This window comes from Vibrio sp. 10N.222.52.B7 (assembly GCF_041474275.1).
Classification (GTDB): domain Bacteria; phylum Pseudomonadota; class Gammaproteobacteria; order Enterobacterales; family Vibrionaceae; genus Vibrio; species Vibrio crassostreae_C.
The window spans coordinates 127,313-144,888 of sequence record NZ_JBFRTU010000068.1 but is presented as its reverse complement, the minus strand read 5'-3'; the positions used below and the strand labels follow the sequence as shown (position 1 = coordinate 144,888).

The window sequence follows — 17,576 nt, the reverse complement described above, 5'->3', positions numbered from 1 at the left end:
TTTTTCACTACATGTATATACTGTATACATCAACATGTAACATTTATGAGCACGAACATGAGTCAAGCAGATATCAAATGGGACCAACAAGTACGATTTCGACTAATTGAGATCATTGCTCTTTGGGAGGGTCGATTGACGACAAATCACCTATGTGATGCTTTTCACATAGGGAGACAACAAGCTTCTAGGGATATCAACAAGTACATTAGCTTAACTGACCAAGGTCAATTGATACTGGATAGAACAATTAAAGGCTATAGGCCAGCAGACAACTTTAAGCCTTTATTTACTCAAGGCACTGCTCATGAGTATCTACTTATGCTTCATCAGCAATATAACCAAGAAGAGACCTTCGAGTTCTTTAATTGGGGGGAAGCTCAATCGACCGTATTGAACGTTCCTGAAAGGGCTATATCACCAAGCATTGTTCGAGGATTAATTGCGGCAGCAAGGGCTAACCTTCGCGTCGATATTGACTATGTATCGCTCTCTACACCTGAGGTTCGAGGTCGAATTATTGCGCCTCACAGCTTAGTCTATGATGGGATCAGGTGGCATGTAAGAGCATATTGTGAAGAGAAAAATGAATTTCGAGATTTCGTGTTAAGTCGCTTTAGGAACGAACCTGACTTAATGGATAAGTCACCAAAAATGCGAGAACATGATGACAACTGGAACCATCAAGTTAAGTTAATGATTACACCTAACCCTTACTTGTCTGAGCAACAACAAGTTGTTGTTGCTGACGACTACGCTATGAAAAACAAGAAGATGGAAATAGTAACTCGTGGAGCTTTAGTCAGTTATTACTTGCGACGTATGGGCGTCATACAAGACCAAAAGCTGCTAAAAGAACAACCAGAAGCCTATCAATTGACTGCTCACTTTGACGAAAGTCTACCTAGATAAATCAAGGTTCGTTCGAGACAACCCGATAAGATTGGTGATGTTCTAGATGGAACATTATCTGTCTACTCGAAACTAGGGCTGACTGTATTTATGGTGTAAAGATCCATGAATAAACGCTCCTTGCTGAATGCTTTAAAACAGCAGCCTACACCTATTGTAAAGTGACGACTAAAAACACCCTACATTTCACTCGATAAGTTTTTAGCTAATATTCCTTTTCTGATACCAAATAACCTCTGACACATCACAATCAAAGTACTGACACAAGGCATCAAGAGTTTTTGTGGTTGTAGTGTACCCTTCATCTCGGATCATTTTCGCCATGGCCGAACGCTGAATACCTATTTCGGCAGCAATTTGAGCTCCAGAGATCTTCCGTCCCTCTTCCGCTGATTTTTTATCTATAAGTTCCTTTAAGTTATATCTAATCACACATCAATTCCTAAAAGATATAATAATGTGTCTTGATAAAACACAAACAATGGAGGTCAAATGGACCAATTATTACTTACAGCAAAAGAGCTTGCAGGTCGTATCAAATTTAGCGCCAACTATATCAATTCGACTCTGCGAGATTCAATTTTCATCGAAGGTAAACACTACATTCGACCATTCAATGGTAGAAAAATTCTCTACATTTGGGAAGAGGTAGAGGCAGAATTATACCAATCTGCATCACGTAACCTTCAGTATATTCCAATGGCTGGCGGGAGGGTGTGTCATGGGTAGTATCAATTCACGTAGCGGTAAGCTCTATCTCGACTTCCGATATGAAGGTATGCGTTGCCGTGAGCAAACTGCACTGCCTGCAACTCAAGTAAACCAACGCAAGCTACAGAAACTGCTAAATCAAATTGAAGCGGACATTCGCCTGAGTTGTTTTGTATATAGTGAGTACTTCCCTGAGTCTAAGAAAGCTCAAACATTTTTGAAACAAGACATCCAAGCTCAAAAACGCAAACAGGAATTACTTGGTAATTACAAAACGGCAGTACAAGGGCTACAAGGAATTGAAACTGTCTTGTTCGAAAGCTTCGCACAGGAGTGGTACGACGAAAACGAAGTGCGTTGGAAAGAGAGCTATAAGGACAGTATGAAGATCTACTTATGGTCGTACCTTGTACCTCACTTCGGGCATTTAGACGTCGCGAAGATCTCTCGACCTGACATCTTAAAGTACCGTGCTTCTTTAGTGAAACCGCGTAACAACGGCAAAAAATTATCTGCCGAGTTCATTAATCATGTCATGACACCACTGCGCATGATTTTGAGCGAAGCCGGAGATCGCTATGATTTTCGTTCGACGTTTGAAAACATCAAACCACTACGTGTTGAACGCACTAATGTAAACCCGTTTGATTTTAACGAAGTGAACTTGTTTTTATCATCGGTACGTTCCGATTTTAAAGATTACTTCACCGTTCGTTTCTTCACCGGAATGCGCACCTCAGAGATCGATGGTCTGAAATGGAAGTACGTAGATTTTGAGCGTGGTTTAATTTCAGTTCGAGAAACGTTTGTACACGGCCGTTCAGACACAACGAAAACGGTGGGTTCAACAAGAGACATTCAAATGTCATCTGTTGTACTTAAAGCTATAAAATCCCAATACAAAGTGACTGGTACTAAGGAGTATGTGTTCTGCAATGCAGCTGGAAACCCTTTAGATAAAGGTAACGTCAGAGACCGAATCTGGAAGCCGACACTTAAAAACTTGGGAATGGAATATCGCCGCCCTTATGAGACTCGACATACGGCTGCAACATTATGGTTAGCAGCCGGAGAAGCACCTGAGTGGATAGCTCGCCAAATGGGCCATACCACTACAAAGATGCTGTTCACAGTTTACAGCCGATATATACCAAACCTAACCAGGCAAGACGGCAGTGCTTTTGAAAAGTTATTAGATGCTAATTTAAATGGAGGGAAGTAAATGGCTTATTCACCTCTAGCTATTCACTGCACCAGTTTGTGCTGTGACATTCTTCAGGCTCAGCGTTTTCAGAAAATCTCTCATCAAGATATTGATTGGCTATACGATGAAATTTACGAACTTATCAAGCAACGTACTGAACTGTGGCCAGATAAATTCCATCATGAACATGTCTTTATTGATTCAGTCACGCGCGGTGTACTAAAAGCACTACATCTATGTAAAGACAAGCCAAATAATCGAGATGCCAGTTGGCTGTTGATTGCAATGCAATCACGGATCAGTTTTTCTTTGAAGCAATTGCATTAATGAGAGCTACTCAAAAAAGAGCCAAATGAACCCATGTTTATTTGGCTCTTTTCTATTTCCCATTTTTGAACATTTCCATACTCTGCTTGAATCTACCCTCACCTACAACTGGCGCCTAGTTCACCTTGAAATAACTCATCAGCCATCACCCGTTAACAAGAACACTATTATTTGTTGCACACCCACTTCACTGGCCGCACAAAGTTAACGTTGATAACTTGAGCCTAAGTTCTATAGTAGTTTTGCATTAACCGTAGTGCTGGACCCTTCAAACCGCACCAGACTCAGATTAACGAGAGCATTCTTTTTAAAAATGTGCTGATGACTATTTCTTAAATGTTCTGTTACTCCCAACTGTAGATGCTTAGAAGGTTGTCACAGCATGGTCACCACGCGGTCACAAATCGAGTTTGAGAGATATGAGTCACTTAGCCCATCCAATAATTATTCAACGGGGAGGCAGACAAGAATGATGCTATTTAAGGTACTTTCCAGAAACGCAGACACAAAAAAGCCCACGCTAGGTGGGCTTTTTGCTTGTTCAGAAAGAACGAATTTGGTGCCCGCTACTGGACTCTACTATCCAACTTATCCAATTGATTAAATTAAATAATATAAAAATAGAGTTTTAAGATGTTACTTCTGGTGTTACTTTGGAAAAAACTGACCTAAAAACTACCTCATGCCACCTAGTCTAGAGCAATAAAATACTACGCTCCCAGCTCTTAGTAAGTACAATTTGAGTTATAGATTAAGGTATATCTTTAACTTTTAAGCTTTATAAAAGGCAGTCAAAGGCTCTAAAGCAGGCAATTTATACGGTAACCCTAGGCGAGATACATGCTCAGACAAGAAACCTTTTGCAACTTCAAGAGTAGATAGCATTTCACTATGCTCTTTCCCCACACCTTCTAAAGCGCTACTTTTCACAATATCGTTTAACAAATGAATTAGCTCTTCATCTTTCAAAATATAGCAATGCATCTCCGCATCAACTGTAATTCCAACTATGCTGCTTTTCACCGACGCATCTGTACCTGTGATTTGGTCCTGAACCTTGAATATAATCAAATCATTCGCTAGGTTTTCAACGTAAGTAAAGCTTCCCGAAATTTGTTCACCTTGAGCAATTGCCTTAGACAACATCGGATGGCCGAACCCCATAATATCTGCTTGGCTATCTATTTGCTTAGCTTTACGGTCAAAGTAGATCTGGTCGTAAGATCGCTTGGTTCGGAACTCACCTAACCAACTAACGGGAGTAATAAATGACATCCCACCTAGCTCGTCAAACTTGTAGCGTCTCTGATTCATAGCCAACATTTGGGTAAAAAATGGCTTCATGTCAGCAAGATCCAAACGAGGAACATCCTCTAAGTCCTGATAATCAAACCGTTCGGCTCGTCCTGTTAAATCCTGCACCTTCTGTACAATAGATTCTCCACCAAACGTTTTAGTTTTATGGTCAAACCAAGAAGCCAATGAGTCTGGATTATCCCGTATAACAGCTTCTGCAAATAGCTCATTAAAGAGGGAACTATCAGCCATACCCAGGATAAGCTCCATAAGATTTTCTGGTTCATCCATTGCACCAACAACTGAGCGCATTATCAGGTCAATCTTTGAATTTAGTAAATCCCAAATGCGGGATTCTACTGTATCTGGATTCCGTAACGTAATGACTTCCACTGGCATTTGTTGCCCGTAACGGTTGAGACGTCCTACACGCTGATGAAGCCTCATAGGGTTCCAGGGTAAATCTACATGGATCATGGAGTAGCTGTTCTTTTGAAGATCAATCCCCTCCCCACCAGCCTCAGTAGAGATAATAAAACGCACTTTGCCTTCATTGAACATTTTTGCGGCTGTATAACGGTCTGTATTGTAATCGGCACTCTCTCCTTGTTGAGTAGCCACGTTATACAACTTGTTTTCGCCGTTGATGAAAGTTACACAACCGTCCCCATATTTTTTGTTTAACGCCCCCATCAATAGAGACTGTGTTGCTTTGTACTCAGTAAAGAACACAACGGTTCTATCTTTAAACTCTGTCTCCAGAATATCTAAAATAGTCGTAATTCGAGTTTCAAATTCAACATCCTGACAGGCTTGCAGCAGCTCCTTAATACGTGGAAGTTCATCAGTCATTAACTGAACACGAGTCGAGGTTTCGATAAATTCAATTTCTAAAAGAGCCAGCTCTTCAGCAAAACTAGGGTTTGCAGCTCCCAAATCATCCACTTCTAACTGTTCAGTTAACTCACTTTGTAACTGTTCGATATCTTCAAGTCGCTTCTGACCTTGTTTTTGTTTCTCAATCCTACCTTTTAATGCTCGCTCGATAGCAGCAACAGAGCTTGAAGCCAGCTTTTGCATCGCTGTTAGTACTAATTTTACCGCTCGCTGATCTCGAGAACTCAATGAGGAGGCATATGCCTGACCAGAAACGATGAACTTCGTGAGTAGATCGTAGAAGTTCTGCTCTTGTTCACTGTACGCATAAGTTCGTGAGGAAACCGTTAATGGCTTGAAAAGTCGCTCGCCATTCATATCCGTCACCGACTGTTTGTTGTTTCGGATTAAGACATCTTTCACAAATGGACGCATTTCATGTTCAGACATTTTCCTAGCGTTGATAATATCTGGTCTTAACAATTGAAGCAGCGAGAAAAAGCCATACTCTTTCCCTCTATGAGGCGTTGCAGTGAAAAATAACTTAGACTCAAACTTACCGTTATCAACAAGGCTCTGGATCAACCTAAATCCCTGAGTTCCGCCTTTATCCTCTGTAGAGTTCAGATGATGTGCTTCATCTACAATAAGCATGTCCCAAGGCTCGGCATTGAGCATGCGCTCTTGCCGACCATTTTTGTCATTTCTTAACGTGGGTAGAGATGCCACAACCATATTATTTGCACCCCAATAATCCACTCGATCAGTGTCATTTTCCGGTGCATACATGCTTAACCTAATATCAAACATCTCAAGCATCCGCAGTTGCCATTGCTCAACTAAAGGCGCAGGGGTCAATATGAGTAAACGCTTGATTTTTTTTCTTTCAATCAAAGGCCAAAGAATCAACCCCGCTTCAACCGTTTTCCCCAACCCTACATCATCTGCGATTAACTGATTGGTTGGCCACTGCCTGAGTACACGATGACAAACCCATAGCTGATGAGGTAACAAATTGATATTCGACTTCGAGAAAACACTCCAACTTTCATTGATACTCTTGAGTGAGCTCGCTAAAGACTTTAAAGCCAGATCCGTAGCTTTCACGGCATTCCCAGACTGAATATCTGATTTGAGATCAGCAACAGGCTCAAGGTCACTGTTTAAACACTCCTCAAAACCGTGTTCAAATCTGACCAGTGATGTTTCTTGTTTGGCAAATTCAATCTTCCCTAATCCAAATTTCGGATGATTGACGCGTGCTACGTTATCCATGTTCAGCCTCACCTAAATCTAATGGCTCAAAATCAAAGCAGCGCTTAAACGCCTTTCTATCATTCAAAAGTACTCTAAAAGGGATATCAAAACTCAGTCCAAAGTGGCTATCATCTTCAACAAGCGTTTCTAAGAAAAAACTATAGAGCTGCTCTGAATTAGTCGGATTAGCTTCTGTATTTAAACCAGCTCCGATTTTGTTTAACAAGGTTCTAAGCCTCAGAGGTAAAACAAATGCATATTTATGAGTCGAAGAGCTAAATTCCTGTTCGATAACATAGTGCCTTGTGAGTTCTCGTAGAATAAAATTGATTCCAATTCCTAACGTTCCTTTGAGTTCAGCGACATCAATACCCGAGCCGGATAGTAGGCTTGAACTATTGGGCTGCAATAGGTCATTGAGGTTATTTATGAACGATGCATTCCTAAACAAGTTAACATAGTCTGTTAGCTTTGTAGCAAAACGATACAAAGGTAGAATCTGTACCCATACTCTATAGCGCTCATTAACCTTTGCTGTTTTCAGGTACTCTTCCATCAATTGGTTCCAATAGTCCGGCTTTGGCCCACCAGGTTGAGCTAACTTGTCCCACCACCCATGATTTTCAAACCATTCAATGACATTTCTATTCGCTGCGTCATTAGAATAAGCCAAGGTTTGGCAACAGCCTAGGTAGAACAACTTTAACCAACCTTTTCGTGTTTCTATCTGCTCTAAAGCAAAATCTTCTGCCATTAATTCCCATGGCATAGATTGGGCATACAGCAATTTATCGTGTTCAACTAAGTGGTAATCCTTTGTTTCGTTCCACCACTCCACGATGTTCTCTAGGATAGTGCTACTATCATCAACATTAGGAACAAACTCTTTCTGGGCATTTCTGACGTGTTGCGCCTTATCAGCTTCAGAGTCGATCCAAAGGCGAATAAAGCGAGACTGCTTATCAATATCCCATTGCCATTTATCAAGAACCTTAGGGTCAAATATACCCTCTTTGAGGAAATGAGGTCGAGATTGTTTTAGCTTGCTGAGCAGGGTCGCAGTGTGGGTTCCATCAACTATGTAAGAACACAAACCGTCTTGCTTTCCACCCTTGCCTTTATCGTCACTTTCTATCTGATGTGCCCAAGAATAAGGTTCGAACTCGGATTCAGAGCGAGCTAAATTAGCAAGTTTTTCACCATCACTGTCGTATTCCTCGCTGAGAATCGAAGTGGTTGGTGCAAAACGATTCAATAAGCTGTATTCGTTTACTCCCTTAAATAGCAACTTGTTAGATGGAACATAAACGCCAATCTTATTGTTGTTCAAAAAACGCATTTGCGAGAAATGCTCTTTTAATTCTCGTGTCTCTGATATGGTGGCATTAGACTTTGAGATTCGCTCTTCAAAGTTACCGTCGAACAAGCGACCGTAATAAGACGCTTTTGTAGGTGGAACTTCATAATTCGGAAGATCGTCTTTAATGAGTTCAATTAATTCCAGTTTTTTTAGGTTACCACTAAGTGGTGAAAATCCTATTCGCTCAAGCACATCAAAAACTTCATTAGAAACGATTCGATTTTGTTCAGATAACCTAGATAGTCGCTCATGCCCAGATAGAGAAGAATATACAGCACTGAGCAAACGTCCTGCTCCAATTTCAACACTTTTCAGATCGATTAGTTTACTTTCTTCACCAGCAAGTTTCGTCGGAAGTGCTGGATGACGTTTATAGAAATCAATAAGGCCATTCGAGCAAGTGAACATACTCTTTATCAATTCAGCTTTCGAACTATGATCACCTAGTTGATTGGGCCATTGTGTCGTAATTACATTCCAAACCGTTCGCCAGAAACCAGTAAATGTTGCTTTTTCACCTAGTCCCAGTTCCTCTGCAAACTCATCCCAATACTGGCATGATCTCTGATACATTTCCTCTAAGGCCACAGTAAGCTCCTGCCCTAGCAGCTTAGCCAACGCAATGTTGTCATCATTATCAACCGCTAACTGAGACCGACCTATGTCTACCGAAAATTGAGCATTAATACAAAAGCCTAGTTTGAGTTCTTCATCAATAGGGTTGAGTACCCAGAAGCTACTTAGCTTCTTTCGGTCCTCCAAAGAAACCAAGCCACTTTTATCTAACGCAAATATAAACTGGCCAGAAGCAGTCGTCACCGAAAGTACCTTACTGCTTCGAAGGTTTACTTCGCCTTGAGTGGCCTTATTTGTTGGCAGTTTGACGTCACCAATTGCTACCCCCTGCAGATTGTTAACGGCTGCACCCATCCATTCGAAACGCTTACCGTTAATATTAATTTGGCGAACATGGCGAGAGAACACTGTTAAAAGGCCCGCGCTACTCTCAAAGCGCCTTAGAATCGACGCTAATTGTTCTGTTGGTACTTTACAATTTGGTAGTTGAATCAGAGTTGGAATTTGATTATTGAACGCGTACCTTTCTGTGGCTTCTGTCAACGATGCCATTAGTGCTTTTTCTGGTATTTTGGGTAGAACCCCTGCTTGAATTTCGGCACAAATATCACCACTCACAATACGTGGTGTGTCTGAAAGCAATAGTGCACTCTTAAAGCCTAATCCAAATTTACCTGTTTTACCTTCGGCTTTGTCAGAAACATTCAGGCTCACCATTTTCTCTAAATCGCGTTCAAACCTATTTTTTCCAGCTGAATAGTTACTCGAACAGTAGTTAACTTCTCTCCCCCAATGACAGAAATTTAATTCATTGCCATTTTCGAGGTTAACGTCAAATCTCGGAACAATCTCAGCTTTACCTTTGGTCATATCTGAAAGTTCACTCAATGCGTCATCAGCATTTTGTAACAGCTCAAAAGGAACACTATTTGGAGAGTACTGAAAATGCTTGCTAATCTCTTTACGTACCGAATTAAGCACTAGAGTTTGAACTTTGGCATTATCTTCCATCACCTTTTGTATTTTAGCCAGAACTACTGAAAGTTTAGTCCGATCTTGCTTCACCGATTGGTCCGCTAACGCAAGCACTCGAGTTTCCCTGTTGTACTCAAGTTGCAAGTCCGACAGCCCTTCCTCTCTTACCTGTAAACGTTCCAACAAAGGCACCAAATTATTGAGTATAATTTGACGGGTCACTTGAATATCCGTTTGTTCTGAGTGCCCAAAACTCTTGAGAAAATCATTTTCAAAACGCAAGACAGCGCCAAATACTTCTTGGAATAGATCTTCCACGCCTTTCGCCAACAGACGAATCAAACGCTCCTTATCAATGTTGTTTGTATCCACCTTTCTAAGCTCAACCCGTTTGAGCTTGGCGTTAGATTTTTGGTGTATAAGCAGCGAGTTTGGTGTTCCTATCAGCTCAACCTCAACTCGATGACCAAAAATGGAATTCATAAATGTCGCGTTTTCAGCACATATCGACAATTCAAAGTCGATACTTTTGTATAAGGTATTAAAGGGCTGACCAGAATACGGCCCTCTCCCTCGGCTAATCGGGTCCCACTTGTTCTGATATATTTTACGAATCGCTTCAAAGTTGCTATTCACTAGATAACCCTTTGCCAAACTTTCAACACTTTCTTGCTTGGTAAACAGCGTCATAAAAGTGGCAATAGCGTCCATTGGTACACGCCTTTCCCAATCCTCAAAATAACTTCTCAGTATTTCTGCATTGCTACCATCTTCAACAATGTTTGTGGCCTGATTCGAAGAGCTCTGCTCAAATGACTTACTGCAATAGGGTTCAACGACTTTATATTCAACGGGATCGATAAGAAACTTTGGTGCCACTTGAGGGACGTCAGACACTAAGTTTGACCCGTTAACATATAATCCAAGTTGATTTCGAAAGCGTACTTGAGGCAATAACTCGACACCGGCTTGCGCTTTACACAGTGCACCAAGCAGTTGTGTTCTTAATTCAGCTGCGAAATCATCCTGACCACGGTCAGCAATTTTTTCTAGCGAAGTAAACAAAATACTAGCATCGACTTCATTGCATAGCATTTGTTGTTTATTTTCTGAAGGTACAAGATAGTTGGACTCAAACAGCTCGGAAAGAAGCAGCCAACCGACAAGATTTTCCGACAAATATGGAATACAGCACGCTTGTACAACAACCGTTTCTGTCACGGTTTCCAACTTGCCCAAAGCGTAGTTTTGTTTTTTCGCAGCCTCAGAGACCAATCGTGTACCAACTGCAGCCTTGTTATTTATAATCCAGCGTTCCAATTCGCTTTTAGTCTGACTGTCTTGAACAAGTCCATTAGACAATTGTGAAATATGATAAATCATGCTGTCTGAAGCACTGCATAATTTTGTTGAAGCAGGTAGCTCACTCAGTCCAAACTTCAATATTTGATTAGGTGCAACACAATGATTTGGTTCCTCTAGTGTTAACCACGGTGTTTCCTCAATTTTTCCGTGAAGTTCATCGGAAACGTCCGTTTTCTCATCTCGAATAATGCACAGCTGTTCAAGAATGAATGAGGCGAAGTTTGCTGGCTGTTCTTGCATCAATGCAATATCAATTAGTTCAATAGGTTGGCCATTGTTTACCCACTTTTTCTGACATGCTGCAACTTCACTTAGTTCAGAGCGCTGAATGATAGTGACATTTAATTCAGACGGTACGTCCGAGCTCCCTTCCATCAAACAATCAGTAGTTATCGTTACATGCTCCCCGGTATTAGTGAGGTGTATCGGCATTGAACGCCATAAATCCTTTTGCTCTTCAGCCCCTATATCAGACAGGAGTGTTTTTAATTCCCAGTCATCAAACGCTGAAAAGTCACACATAGGTAACGCTAACCGATAGACATCAATAATGCCTTGGTAAGACTGTTCCTTAATACCGATAAACTCTTCATGCGGACCTCTCAATACCTGTTCAAATTCTGGGTCCAATTGACACCAACCAGGGAGCTCGCCTGTTTGACACATCTTCCATACTTTCATCCACACGGCTTTTGTGGTTTTGTTTCTTTTCCAAAGAGGATATTTGAGGTCATCCTCTTTATTGCCGTGAATCAGATACCGCAAACCTCGCTTTTCATCCAGCGATTTAAACTCATCAGACAACTCTTTGAGCAATGTCAAACGACCTGACTTGGAACCGAGGGCTGGATACGTAGCAAGCAGAGATAAACAATTGGATTCTGTGCAGCCACCAATTTCTTTGAACTCTTCTAACATACTTACCAGCTTTTGATTCAAGAAACACAGCTCGATATCAGGCGCTGCTGACGCCAACTCTTTAGCGAACCCCATCCCAAATGCTCGCTCGCCCCTTTTAACAAATAGCTGTCGCTTGCTTTTCAAGTCCAATAATTCATTCAAAGAGCGATATTTGGTTTTTTGAATCGAGCCAATGGCATCGACTTTGAACAGTTTCAGGTGTCTACATAGCTGAAAAAACGTCGAAATCTTGATCTCAATATTAGAGTCAGCATTAGAAATAACAAAGTCGATTATCCTATCGCAAGCTGAGGACTGTTGTTGGCTAAAGTTAGACTGGTGCTGATTGATATAGGTGTCTATACAAGCGAGCAGAGATAACAGCTCATCCTGTGCCAGAACTGCATATTCACCATCACTATCTGTGGCAATAAATCTCGGAACCAATAATTTGTCTGTCTTTAGTCCCGAGAGCACATCCCAAATATCTTGATCATCTTTATCAATCGGGATAGCCACTGATTGATCTTTACTAAGGTGTGTAAGCAAAACAGCCACCAGTCCTTTATTAGTCGAAAGCTCTACTAAAGGTTGCTCAGCTAAGGTTTTTTTGAATAAAGGTAACAACAAGGTATTGAGTTCAACCTCAGTAATCTCTCTGCTCACTAAATCAACAAACTGACTTAAATACTCAATATAAATGGACTTTTCAAACACATGATTTATATCTTCACCTAACACTTCTGCCACAAGTGTAGGCGTCCAGTTTGTATCGGTATTTCGTGTGGTCAAAAATTCATACCCACACTTCTGATATAAGGTTTTACTTTTCAAAAGTTGTCTTAATATTGGCAACGTAGACCAAATACGTGATTGATCATTATTTTGAGGTTTAGGTATTGGTATACAATGCGCTAGTGAATCAAGTAACTTCCATGACGTTTGAGCTTCATCGACATCAAGTAACCAGTTATTTGGTTTTACGACTTCACGCTTGTAAGTATTTTTCGTTACAAATAGCTGATGCAGTGCTTCAGTTAGAGTTGAAGTAGTTTTATGAGAAAGATTAAATTGACGACAAAATGCATCTAATGCACTTAAGACCAGATTAAACGTCCCTTCACTGGCCAAAATTACATTCCATACCTCTCTTAGACGCTTCTCGTCGTTTTTGACTTCGTCAAGCTTAACCGATTGACCTAATTGTTCATGTCCGTGTAAGCCTTTTCGACCAGCATCGACAAAGAAATAACCATGGAGGTAAAGGTTATAATCATAGTCACCATCAATGGGAACCGAGACTAATTCATCAGTAGTTGCAAGAGGTAGAAAAACAGCCCAGTTGGCTCGTAAATACGCTTGCCCAGTGGTTTTATAACGCGAAAAGGTAACCGCTGCATGCTGCTCAGCCTTATCCAGTGCCTCTACAGGCTCTTGTGCGTGCTTATCAAACTGGTAGCTTTTAGGCCAGCCCATTTCTGCCGTTTTCAGTGTTTTCAATCGTGAATCAGCGATGATCTGCTCACATCCCGCATACTCTAAAACATGGCTATTATCTTGTACTTGGGCACGTATTTGGCCGCTGAACATCGCATTAATACTTCCGTTAGAAAGTATCTCTTCCCCATTAAAAGCGCTTCGACTCGACTCTGGCTCCAAAGTAATGTGCGTAATAGTTTCAAACTCACCACGTAACGTTTCCTTATAAAAAACGATGTCGTTGAGATGTTTGAGTTGAGGCAAAATTTCAGATGTTTTTTCAGCTAGATGTTGTTCAGAGAAGAAATCAGGTAAGGAATGGCCATCACTGATATTGTTGATAATCATATTGTTGTTTTTGGCATCAACAAGGGCTTGAGTTCTCAGTGGAACCCACACGATAAACCATGGTTTGTCTTTCTCGCCAAGCAAAGGTGCTAATTGCTTTTCGATACGTAACTTATCTGAACGATCGAATTCGTTCCATTTAGGGCGATACTTATCCCAGGGATTAAACACATCAGCAGCCCAAGTTTGTTGTAGCCACTGTTCCGACATAAAGAAGAAAGCTTCACCTAAGTGAAACAAGCTTTTCATACCTAACCCAAACTTGCCAACAGATGTTTTTGAAGCGGCTTTTGAGCTTTGTGCAATAGACAAGATCGCATCGCGATGCTCCTCTTCTAGAGGCGCATCATTGACAAAGAAAATCGCTGGAGCATTAAGCAGTTCATTATCGGCGTCTTTAAAACCTTGGCTCCAACCTATTGTTAAGGTATTTGCACCAGCATCATCGGCATTTTGAATGATCTCCTTAAGCACTGGAAAACCATTATCATAGCGATCGGTCAAATTATCTTTGATTTGGTTGATCACACCAATCGCATCTATTGAAGCACCTGCCATAGTTAGAACTCGCCTATTTGTATAATTAGAAAGAACAGAGAAAAGCCAAAGAGAACAAGCTAGGGTAACCTTTGGATGGCTTCCTAACTTATCATTTACGTCACATTACAATTAGATAGTGATTCTATCGCAACCACCAAAGTCAGGCTGGAATATCCAATATTCCAAACTAGGTGCGATGCTTTTGATAATAATACGATAGGCCTTACAAGACCTTGTTTGAAAGCACGTATCGGAATCGATTGGAGTAGGTAACAATGAATAGTGGCTACCTAGCTGAAGAGCGTCGGCACTAAAATAGATAAATGGCACACTACTAACACCTCATTTATCCAACAACTTCAATCCTATAAAAATACCAATAACAATACTCAATGTAGCCACAAGACCAGCAGCGGATAGCGCAGGTAATGCGACTAGTAACTGTGAATCATTTCCGCCGCCGGCCATAACTGCTCCCAATCCCATTAATGTTCCTGAAAAGAAATACTTAGTTAGCTGAATCAATGACACAAATTCAAACCTAAATGATTTCGTTACAAAAGCCGCTATGGCCATGCCAAGCACAAGAAAAAAGAATAAGTAGAACCTTTCAGATCTTGGCCAAGCAGCTCCATTTCCATTCCATACCGATAGCCCGACAGATTTTAACAACCCACTGGGAGTCCAATGAGGTTCATAAATAAATACTAGCCCTGCCATGACACCGATCCCCAGCATAGACAACCAAAGCTTACGAGTTTTAGTATCACTTTTTGAAGCAACAACAAGTAGTATTACTGATAAACCAATTAGTATCATTATGTGCAAAACGGGGGAGATTAAATATGCCTTCCCTGCTCTATCAGTAAAGAGATCAACGAATAAAAGCCATGACACCAGCCAACCTAGAATTGTTGCTACCATCATTACCTGACCTCGGGCAAAACGACTAATGGTCGATACTCCGCACCCGCCATTGAATGCCGCACCTAAACCAAAAATAAACCCTCCAAGAGCCGTCAATATCGTGGGAAAGTTACTATTCAAGCGAATAGGCTGCTCCAGAAAATATGCGATAGCTATTGCTAACCAAACAGACGACCCACTTAAAAGAATTGAGATTAAAAATACTGGTTTTCCGCTTGTCGCTTCTTTCACTCCTCGCACCATACAAAGCCCGGTAGTTTGGGCTAGAAAACCAATGACCGTGATGAAGAAAAGTGATAGAAGCAACATAGTTGTGCCTTAGGGGGTATTGAAAAGACATTACTAAACACTATAGTTAAGAATCTTCAATTCTTGGAAGAATTCGCCATGAACTCACAACTCATCAACTGACATGTCTCAAATGCACACAGCATCTATTCGGTACTTTAAACTAATAAACATTAAAAAGAGCAACTAACATGGATGTGAATCAATTCTCTAAATTAGTGGCTGAGGTTAACATGGGCAAACAACTGCCCAATGCGATTTACCTTCATAAAGATGCATTCAGTGCGCTACCTAATGCACTGATACAGTTCATTCCTGCCGTAGCAAAAGCCGTTAACTTAGATGAAGATGATTGGAACCTCGTTAAGCTGTTTAAAAAAGAGTTCCGTTTATCTCTTCTCCACTACCCTAATTTTTATACTGATTCCTATCCCGCATTAGAACAGAGCCTCAATGTCGACCTCTCTAAACTAAGCCACAAAATTACAGGTTATCGCGAATCTGAAAACCCACCGATCTTACATAGAAAAGAGACCATGGTTTTACCAACAAGTGAATATTACGAACATTTCGTTTCACTCACACAAGAAGGCGAGAATGCAGGCCTGTACGAAAACAGCCGTTTGATTGGTTTTAAACGTTCTTGGGAAAACCTAATAGCACGCAATGGTTACGAGCTTGTCGATGGTCGACTATTCCGATGCTCCTCTGTAACAACGCAAGAAGAAACTGGGATTGATAGGTACAGAACCGCCATCGTGCGTCATGAACTCTCCGCACCAATGAAGACTCTCGTTAAACATGGCTACTTAAAAGGCGAACACTCAATTTTCGATTATGGCTGTGGCCGCGGAGACGATTTAAGAGAGCTCGAAGCACATGGCCTCGATGCTCTGGGTTGGGATCCGAACTTTCAACCCGACAACGACAAATCCAGTTCTGATATCGTAAACATAGGGTTTGTTCTTAACGTAATAGAAGATCAAGATGACAGACTCGAAGCCCTACTAGACGCATGGGAGCTAGCAGACAAGTTTCTAGTGGTTTCTGTCATGCTGGCTAACGAAAACTACATTGCTCAGTTCAAACCTTATAAAGATGGGGTCATCACCTCTCGTAACACCTTCCAAAAATACTACGCGCAATCAGAGATCAAAGCGTACATAGAGAGAAGCTTACAAGAAGAAGCCATTACCGTCGCACCTGGTATTTTCTATATCTTCAAAGACAAATTGGAAGAGCAACAGTACCTGCAAAGTAAATACAAACGCCGCCACAAATGGCAGCAACTGACGTCACCAGAGCCTATTGAAGCCAAAGACAAAGCCAAACTGCTTATTACTCAACATCAAGACTTGTTTAATGACTTTTGGAACACCTGCTTAGAACTAGGGCGTATTCCTGCCAATGATGAATTTGAACAATCTGACAAAATTCTTGAGTTAATAGGCTCACACAGAAAAACCTTTAACTTACTGCAAGAGATGTTTGATACCAAAGAATTTAAACAAGCAGAAAAGAGCCGAAAAGAAGATCTTCTCCTCTACTTTGCTATGGGACTGTTTGAAAAAAGAAAACCCTATACGCTGCAACCAGAACCCCTAAAGCGCGACATCAAAGCCTTGTTTGATGATTACAAAACCGCAATCAACCTAGCTGCGGAATTACTGTTTGCGATTGCCGACACCGACTTAATTCATCAGCAATGCGAGAAAGCACACGGCCAACTACCAGCAAGCCTGCTAAACGAAGGGCACTCACTGATCCTACATCGAGACCTTATCGATGACTTACCACTACTGCTACGAGTATACGTAGGTTCAGGGTTGCAAATGTATGGCGAACTAGGTGACGAAATTGATCTCATAAAGATTCACATCACATCAGGAAAACTCACCCTAGCCGCTTATGATGCCTTTGAAAAGTCGGTGCCCTTTTTAACTGAGCGTATAAAAATCAAGATGGCTGAGCAAGACATCGACTTCTTCGATTACGTAAATGAACAGCGTAGGCCGCCACTACTCAACAAACACTTATACATACAAACTAACGATAAGAAGTATAAAAAACAGAAAAATTTTGACCAGCGTTTAGCGTTGCTAATGGATTATGATTCCAACGAAGAAGCGCAAATGAACAGAGCAGAGTTTGAAGCGCTACTGGGTAAACACAATAAGCACATTAAAGGCTTCAATCTGGTAACGAAGAAACCTTCATAAAAATTAGGTAAAACAT

9 protein-coding genes are annotated in these 17,576 nt (G+C 41.1%); 5 read left to right on the top strand and 4 right to left on the bottom strand.

Annotation, left to right across the window (positions count from 1 at the left end; genetic code table 11):
* Window positions 1-57 precede the first annotated feature (57 nt).
* Window positions 58-912, top strand: a complete 855-nt coding sequence (locus AB4512_RS16850; protein WP_102321025.1) for a WYL domain-containing protein — start codon at window positions 58-60, stop codon at window positions 910-912.
* Between the two features lie 201 nt (window positions 913-1,113).
* Here AB4512_RS16850 and AB4512_RS16845 read toward each other — a convergent pair whose 3' ends face one another.
* On the bottom strand, window positions 1,114-1,344 hold the full coding sequence (locus AB4512_RS16845; RefSeq protein ID WP_102393890.1) for a helix-turn-helix transcriptional regulator: 231 nt from the start codon (window positions 1,342-1,344) through the stop codon (window positions 1,114-1,116).
* Window positions 1,345-1,404: 60 nt separating this feature from the next.
* On the opposite strand from AB4512_RS16845, the gene AB4512_RS16840 reads away from it, so the two are divergent.
* Genes AB4512_RS16840 through AB4512_RS16830 form a run of 3 tightly spaced genes read left to right on the top strand, consistent with a single transcriptional unit; the run spans window position 1,405 to window position 3,154 of the window.
* Complete coding sequence (locus AB4512_RS16840; protein WP_102321027.1) at window positions 1,405-1,641, top strand: hypothetical protein; 237 nt, start codon at window positions 1,405-1,407, stop codon at window positions 1,639-1,641.
* A complete protein-coding gene (locus AB4512_RS16835; RefSeq protein ID WP_372056573.1) occupies window positions 1,634-2,845 on the top strand; it encodes an Arm DNA-binding domain-containing protein in 1,212 nt (403 codons plus the stop codon). The genes AB4512_RS16840 and AB4512_RS16835 overlap by 8 nt, the downstream gene beginning before the upstream one ends.
* A complete protein-coding gene (locus AB4512_RS16830) occupies window positions 2,846-3,154 on the top strand; it encodes a hypothetical protein (protein ID WP_102321029.1) in 309 nt (102 codons plus the stop codon).
* Window positions 3,155-3,925: 771 nt separating this feature from the next.
* Here AB4512_RS16830 and AB4512_RS16825 read toward each other — a convergent pair.
* From AB4512_RS16825 to AB4512_RS16815, 3 genes are all read right to left on the bottom strand, one after another.
* On the bottom strand, window positions 3,926-6,601 hold the full coding sequence (locus AB4512_RS16825; RefSeq protein WP_017104386.1) for a DEAD/DEAH box helicase: 2,676 nt from the start codon (window positions 6,599-6,601) through the stop codon (window positions 3,926-3,928).
* Window positions 6,594-14,144: a sacsin N-terminal ATP-binding-like domain-containing protein gene (locus AB4512_RS16820; protein WP_017104387.1), complete on the bottom strand. Its 7,551-nt coding sequence runs from the start codon at window positions 14,142-14,144 to the stop codon at window positions 6,594-6,596. Before AB4512_RS16820 ends, AB4512_RS16825 begins: the two co-directional genes overlap by 8 nt.
* A gap of 324 nt (window positions 14,145-14,468) precedes the next feature.
* A complete protein-coding gene (locus tag AB4512_RS16815; RefSeq protein WP_017104388.1) occupies window positions 14,469-15,362 on the bottom strand; it encodes a YeeE/YedE thiosulfate transporter family protein in 894 nt (297 codons plus the stop codon).
* 170 nt (window positions 15,363-15,532) lie between these two features.
* Here AB4512_RS16815 and AB4512_RS16810 point away from each other — a divergent pair, with 170 nt between their 5' ends.
* The gene (locus tag AB4512_RS16810) at window positions 15,533-17,560 is read left to right on the top strand and encodes a DNA phosphorothioation-associated putative methyltransferase (RefSeq protein ID WP_017104389.1); all 2,028 of its coding nucleotides are present in this window, start codon (window positions 15,533-15,535) and stop codon (window positions 17,558-17,560) included.
* Window positions 17,561-17,576 lie beyond the last annotated feature (16 nt).

Bases quoted from the DNA above. Each gene is read 5' to 3' on its own strand.
- AB4512_RS16850 (WP_102321025.1), top strand. From the start codon at position 58: ATGAGTCAAGCAGATATCAAATGGGACCAACAAGTACGATTTCGACTA.
- AB4512_RS16840 (WP_102321027.1), top strand. From the start codon at position 1,405: ATGGACCAATTATTACTTACAGCAAAAGAGCTTGCAGGTCGTATCAAA.
- AB4512_RS16835 (WP_372056573.1), top strand. From the start codon at position 1,634: ATGGGTAGTATCAATTCACGTAGCGGTAAGCTCTATCTCGACTTCCGA.
- AB4512_RS16830 (WP_102321029.1), top strand. From the start codon at position 2,846: ATGGCTTATTCACCTCTAGCTATTCACTGCACCAGTTTGTGCTGTGAC.
- AB4512_RS16825 (WP_017104386.1), bottom strand. From the start codon at position 6,601: ATGGATAACGTAGCACGCGTCAATCATCCGAAATTTGGATTAGGGAAG.
- AB4512_RS16820 (WP_017104387.1), bottom strand. From the start codon at position 14,144: ATGGCAGGTGCTTCAATAGATGCGATTGGTGTGATCAACCAAATCAAA.
- AB4512_RS16815 (WP_017104388.1), bottom strand. From the start codon at position 15,362: ATGTTGCTTCTATCACTTTTCTTCATCACGGTCATTGGTTTTCTAGCC.
- AB4512_RS16810 (WP_017104389.1), top strand. From the start codon at position 15,533: ATGGATGTGAATCAATTCTCTAAATTAGTGGCTGAGGTTAACATGGGC.